Genomic DNA, 6015 nt, shown 5'->3' with positions numbered 1-6015 from the left:
TGACCCACGGTGAATCACTCACCACGATCACCGTCAAGCCTAAGTTAGCGCCTATGGGGACAAGCCCGAGGATGACGGCGTTGCGTTGGCCTTCGCCAATAAACCCCATATGCGATTGCCCTGCTCCTCGTGGGGGGAGATCGTGTCGGCGCCTTGCAAATTCCCGGCAAAATGCCATCTAATTCTGCGGCATCCACGGAGAACATCCTTGACGCAGCGAAGCGGCAGCGCCGACCTGCCGCTGCATGGCGGGCGGGTCCCGAAGTGGCTGGGCGATCGGATGACGAAGCTCGGCGCAGTGCTGTGCGAGGCGATCATCCATCATTACGGCCGCGATGAGCTTTTGCGGCGCCTAGCGCATCCCTTCTGGTTCCAGTCCTTCGGCGCCGTGATGGGGATGGACTGGCATTCCTCGGGCATCACCACTTCCGTCATCGGCGCGCTGAAACGGGGGCTCAACCCGCTCGGCAATGAGCTTGGCATCCATGTCTGCGGCGGACGCGGCGCGCATTCGCGCAAGACGCCCGGCGAGTTGCTGGCGATCGGCGAGCGCGTCGGGCTGAACGGCGAGGCTCTCGCCACCGCCAGCCGGCTCGTCGCCAAGGTGGACAGCGCCGCCGTGCAGGACGGCTACGACCTCTATCTGCACGGCTTCATCGTCACCGACGACGGGCGCTGGGTGGTGGTGCAGCAAGGCATGAATGGCGATGCTCGCCAGGCACGCCGCTACCACTGGCTGTCGGAAGGGCTGACTAGCTTCGTCGACCAGCCGCATTCGGCAATCGAGGGCGAGCGCCAGGGCGAGATCGTCAACCTCACCGACCATCGCGCGGAAAAAGCGCGTGGAAGCCAAATCCAGCTTTTGAAGACTATGAGCCCGGAGAAGATCCTGACCGAGCTGGCCGTGCTGGAACCGCAGCCGGAACCCGAGCCCGCCGCGCAGCCGATGCTGCCCAACCTCGTCATGCCCGCGCATCACGACGTGCGCGAGAGCGACATCGTCATGCACCGCCTGCACGGCAACATCGCCTCGGCCATCGAAAGCGGCCCGAAGGATTTTCCTGAATTGCTGCTGGTCCCCGGCGTCGGCCCGCGCACGGTGCGGGCTCTGGCCATGGTGTCGGAAGTGGTGCACGGTGCGCCCTACCGCTTCTCCGACCCGGCGCGCTTCTCCCTCGCCCATGGCGGCAAGGACCGCCACCCCTTCCCCGTGCCGCTAAAAGTCTATGACGAGACGATCGGCGTGCTGAAATCGGCGGTGGGAAAGGCCAAGCTCGGGCGCGGCGAGGAACTGGAGGCGCTGCGGCGGCTGGACGGCGAGTCGCGCAGGATGGAGCGCTATGTGACGGGGCCGAGCTTGAAGGAGATCGTGGCGGGGGAAATGGACCAGTCGCATTTGCTGGGCGGGCGGAGCGTGTTCGGGTGGGAGAAGGCGCCCGGCGGCGAAGAACGCTAAAGCCGCCATCGCTCAAGGCTATGCATAGCCCGGCAAGTCGGCGCCCCCCCTCATTGCCCTGCCGGGCATTTCTCCCCGTAAACGGGGAGAAAGTGGCTGGCGCCGGTGCCGAGCCTCTCCTTCGCCCCGTTTACGGGGAGAAGGTGCCCGAAGGGCGGATGAGGGGCAGCGCCGAGCGTTCGCAAGTTCACGCCAGCCACCTCACATCGTGATTTCACTTTGTTTTGCCAAACTCTTGATTTGGCCGCGTCCATGCCGCCCCCCTACCCCGCCTTCCTCCCCATCATACCATAATGCACCGCCAACAGGTCCAGCCCGACCTTCAGCAGCTTCACCACCACGTCGCGCCCTTCGCCGCTGCGTTCGGCGATGGCCTTCACCGACTGGCCTTCGAGGCAGATTTTTCGGACCACTTCAGCCACTTCCCAATGGGCGAGCGCAGCGGCAGCGTGGGCATACGCCCGGCCGGCTGAGAGCACCCGGTCCGGGACGCCACCGCCGATCCGGCCGCCGTCGACGCGCTCGCTCCAGGATTGCGGCTGCAGGCCTTCGCGTTGACTACGCTCGAAATCGTCGCGGAAGCGCCCTCCTGCTTCGCGCTGCTGGCGGCTGAGCGAGGTGATGCCCACAAGAGGATCGACATTGCGCAGGCGCACGACGCCGCCGGTGGAGGTGTAGCCGCCGTTCGACACCTCGTAGATCCGGCGCGCTTCCGCCGTACCGGTGGTGAGGCGCTGGCGGCCGAAGCCGTCGGGCTTCAGCGCGAAGTCGTGACCGATCTCGCGGCGGATGCGTACCTGCTCGGCCTCGCCCTTGGGGAGCTTTGGCGGCTTGGGTTTCTTGGCGGCTTTGCGGGGCATGGTGCGATCCTTGTTTGTGCGTGCTAACTGGGAAAGGCTGCGTTCCTTCGCGCCCCCCTCTGTCCTGCCGGACATCTCCTCCACTTGGGGGGAGATCAGATGTCTTCGCGGCTTTCGCCAATCGCCAACGTTGCAGGAGGAGCGGCGCGGCCGAGCTGCCAATCTCCCCCCTCGTGGGGGAGATGTCCGGCAGGACAGAGGGGGCGCTGTCCCGCCGGCGTATCAGCAAAGAGGGTTCGCGCCCTTTGAACTTTGTGAAAAGCAAAACATGCGGGAGGCTGGCGTTCCTTCGCGCCCCCCTCTGCCCTGCCGGGCATCTCCCCCACTTGGGGGGAGATTGGCAGTTCCTGCGTCCCGCTCCTCACATCCCCTTCCCGCGATGGCCGTGAAACCTTGCATGGTGATGGGCGCAGTAGGAACGCGTGGCCGAGGTTGGCAGACCGCAGCAGAGCATGTCCGGTCCCGGGCGCGCGCCTTGCGGGTCGGCATCGGCATCCTCGCGCAGCGCGAGATCGAGCGGTGCGCGGCAGCGGCCGAACAGGCAATCGAGAAAGCGCATGGCCGCGACATGCGGCCGGCGGCCGGGGTTCACCGGAGGCGGCGGCGCCGGGAGCTTGTAGAGATGCGCTTCGGATTTTTCGCGGGTGCCTGGGGCGAGCCAGGCCGGCGGAAGCGTGCGCGCGGGTTTGCGCGGCTTGGGATTTTTGAGCTTGGGCAGAATGCGGGCAGTGACGACATTCGCTTGCGTGACGGTTCCATCGACGGACAGGTCTGCGGGACAGCGCCCCCCTCTGGCCTGCCCGTCCTCCGCAGCAGCTGCGCTGCAGTTGCGGAGGGTGGACCGGCCATCTCCCGCGCTTGGGGGGAGATTGGCAGCTTCCGCGCCGGCGCCCTCTGCCAGCTCGGCGTATCTCGAAAGCACGGCCGGCTCCGACAGTGCCATCCCCCCAGCGGCCGCCCTGCCCCGCCTGCGCGGGCGATCGGGCCGGGCGTGCTTTCTCGGCCTGCCGCCGGCGCGACCGCCCTTGGGGTTGGCGAAGCCGATGGCGCTCAAACCGGCGTTGCGGTGGACGATGCCGATGATGGCGTTGCGCGAGACCGGGCTGCCGCGCAGCGCGCTGAAACGGCCGGCAATGCGCGAGGCGGAAAGCCCCTCCTTCAGCAAAGCGGCGATCTCGTCGATTTCCTTCTCGGTGTAGGCGGATGCCATCTGCTCATTCCGTTGATTGCGAAGCGCTTGGGGCGAAGCGCCAGGCTTCAGGCCAAGCGCCAGGGTTCGGCCGAAAGGCCGTTTGGGGATCAGGTCAGCGAAAGCGTTGAAGGTCAGGCGGCGCCGGCAGCGTTGTCTTGGCGCAATTCCGGACGGAAAACCGCATCGCACTTTTCCTGGAATTGCGTAGCGTTGTCTTGGCGCAATTCCGGACGGAAAACTGCTTCGCACTTTTCCTGGAATTGCTCCGGCGCCGCGCCGGTCAGTCGGAGAAGAGCGGCCTCGGCGGCAGTCCGCGTCAGGCCCGACACCGCGCGGCCCGTCATCCGATCGAACAGGATGACGGTGCCGTCCTCGGTGCGGATGCAGCTTATGCCCGAATTGGGGGCCGGAGCCGGGGGAGGAACGGCTCCGGCCGTTCCGGTGAACCGGGGTGCGGGCGGTTCAGCCGGATCCGGGGCAAGCGCCCCGGAATGCGCCCGGACCGGGGAGGAGGACGGTCCGGACGATTGGAATTCGACAGGCGATTCGAACGGGAAAGACGGTTCGAATTGGAAAGGCAACGCGTTCATGCCGCCCCCTTTTGCGTGGCGGCGAAAGCGTCGACGCTCCGCCAGGAATCAATAAGCCCTGAGATGCCCGTGGGCGGCACCGGAATCACCGGCAGTGCGGAAATGCTTGCGGGATGTTCATTCATGCGCTAAGCGTACGTTATGTACGAAATACGCGCAAGCGAAATCGTACACTTTGGACGATAATTTTCAGGCATTTTGTACGATGATGGATTCTCGGCACAGATTGCAGCAGGCGCGCGCCCAGGCCGGCTATGCCTCGCCCAGCGATGCGGCGCGGGCCTTGCGCGACATCAACAAGAACACGCTGATCAGCCACGAGAACGGCAACCGGCCGCTGTCGCGCAAGGCGGCGGAGAAATACGGCCGGCTGTTCGGCGTCGACCCCGGCTGGCTTTTGTTCGACGCGGATGGCGCGGAGGCGGCGCCGGTCAATTTCGCCCCCTCGCCCGTCACCGTCGATGTGCCGATCGTATCGTGGATCAGCGCCGGCGAGCTCGGCAGCCAGGACAGCGTCGTCAACCTCTCCGACTATCCGACCATCCCCACCGCCGACCTCGAAGAAGGCGAGTGGATCGCGCTGCGCGTCGACGGGCCGTCGATGAACAAGATCTCGCCGCCGGATTCGATCATCTTCGTTAACCTGCGCGACAAGCGGCTGGTGACCAATGGCTGCTACGTGATTTCAGACGAGACGGGACGCGCCACCTACAAGCGCTGGCGCCCGAACGACAATCCGCCGTTCCAGCCGGCGTCCTACCTCGACATCCCGCCGCCGGAGCTGGAAGGCGCGATCACGATCATCGGGCGGGTGAAGCGGTCGATGATCGATATGTGAGGATTAGGCGGCGGCATGTCGTCTCAAGAGCAGTTCGGCAGGGCCATGGTTGAGACAAAGAACAAAAAGTGAACTTATCGTCTTGTGCTTGTCTTCGAAATACTCTTATATCACGGATGCTTGAGGTTGGGGTCCCATTGGCGGGAGGGGTAATGAACAAGTCGGTCAGGGAAAACCTGATTTTCATAATGGTGGCGCATGCCTGCTTTCTGGCGCAACCGGCCATCGTGCATGCCGAGGATACGGACTATCATCCGCAAAATTTTACCCAGCCTCTGAGCGCCGCCAGAGGCACAATCACTCCGGCTGGCGGCGCCGCCTTCTACCTGAAGCCGGAGGACCGCTGCAATCTGGTGGTGAAGGAGTTCGGCTGGGACCGCGACCAGTGCGGCACGATCGACCAATTGATCTTCGGCTTCACGCCGGAGATCGATAACCTCACTGTCGAAAAGCCCGTGTCGGACGGCTATGTCAGCCTCGCGGACTGGGACAGTGCCGACCGCAACGAAGAAATTAGTTCCCTCGAGGAGAGCTTCAAGGAATCGGTCAAAGCGCAGTCGCAACGGCTTGGACAAGACATCCGCTTCGACGGCTGGCTCCTTTATCCGCAAATCGATAAGGGCAAGAATATCCTTTACTACGCCAACATCCTGAACTGGGCCGGCGACAGGACGATCAACATCTCGGTCTCGATCTTCGACCGCCAGGGCTATGTCCCAATCAAGATCGTGCCGGTGAACGGCAACATCACGAACGATGCCGTGCAAAAGATCGTCGAGGCATCGGCCGACGCCTACAAGCCGAGGGCCGGCAGTTCCTATTTCGAATTCTCCAGCGGCGACAAGGTGGCCGGTTACGGCGCGCTGGGCGTTTTGGCGACGATGCTCGGGGTCAAATACGGCAAGGCCGCCGGCGCCGGGCTGATCGCGCTGGCGCTGCTGGTGCTGAAGAAGGGCGCCTTCCTCGTGCTGTTGCCGCTGGTGTGGCTGAGAAGGCTGTTCAGCCGCAAGAAGGCCGATAGTTGAGGTGAACTTGCGGGCCTTCTGAGACATCGAGTTCCTTTGCCCCTCTGGCCTGCC

Annotated in this window: 6 protein-coding genes; 3 read left to right on the top strand and 3 right to left on the bottom strand. The window is 64.5% G+C overall.

Translation table 11 applies throughout. The features are described from left to right. Positions 1–208: 208 nt before the first annotated feature. Positions 209–1456, top strand: a complete 1248-nt coding sequence (locus FJ419_RS29975; protein WP_140700754.1) for a DUF763 domain-containing protein — start codon at positions 209–211, stop codon at positions 1454–1456. Between the two features lie 263 nt (positions 1457–1719). Here the strand turns inward: FJ419_RS29975 and FJ419_RS29970 are convergent, their stop codons facing one another. From FJ419_RS29970 to FJ419_RS29955, 3 genes are all read right to left on the bottom strand, one after another. Further along, a complete protein-coding gene (locus tag FJ419_RS29970) occupies positions 1720–2316 on the bottom strand; it encodes a DUF6456 domain-containing protein (protein ID WP_140700753.1) in 597 nt (198 codons plus the stop codon). Positions 2317–2677: 361 nt separating this feature from the next. Beyond that, complete coding sequence (locus FJ419_RS29960) at positions 2678–3526, bottom strand: GcrA cell cycle regulator (RefSeq protein WP_140700752.1); 849 nt, start codon at positions 3524–3526, stop codon at positions 2678–2680. Positions 3527–3639: 113 nt separating this feature from the next. After that, a complete protein-coding gene (locus tag FJ419_RS29955) occupies positions 3640–4098 on the bottom strand; it encodes a hypothetical protein (protein ID WP_140700751.1) in 459 nt (152 codons plus the stop codon). A gap of 205 nt (positions 4099–4303) precedes the next feature. On the opposite strand from FJ419_RS29955, the gene FJ419_RS29950 reads away from it, so the two are divergent. Both FJ419_RS29950 and FJ419_RS29945 read left to right on the top strand, forming a co-directional pair. Then, a complete protein-coding gene (locus FJ419_RS29950) occupies positions 4304–4936 on the top strand; it encodes a S24 family peptidase (protein WP_140700750.1) in 633 nt (210 codons plus the stop codon). A gap of 152 nt (positions 4937–5088) precedes the next feature. Next, positions 5089–5961, top strand: a complete 873-nt coding sequence (locus FJ419_RS29945) for a DUF2167 domain-containing protein (RefSeq protein WP_181170842.1) — start codon at positions 5089–5091, stop codon at positions 5959–5961. Positions 5962–6015 lie beyond the last annotated feature (54 nt).

The organism is Mesorhizobium sp. B2-6-2 (genome assembly GCF_006440615.1).
Lineage (GTDB): Bacteria > Pseudomonadota > Alphaproteobacteria > Rhizobiales > Rhizobiaceae > Mesorhizobium.
The sequence above is the reverse complement of the archived record's forward strand: the minus strand, read 5'-3'. Positions and strand labels throughout refer to the sequence as shown.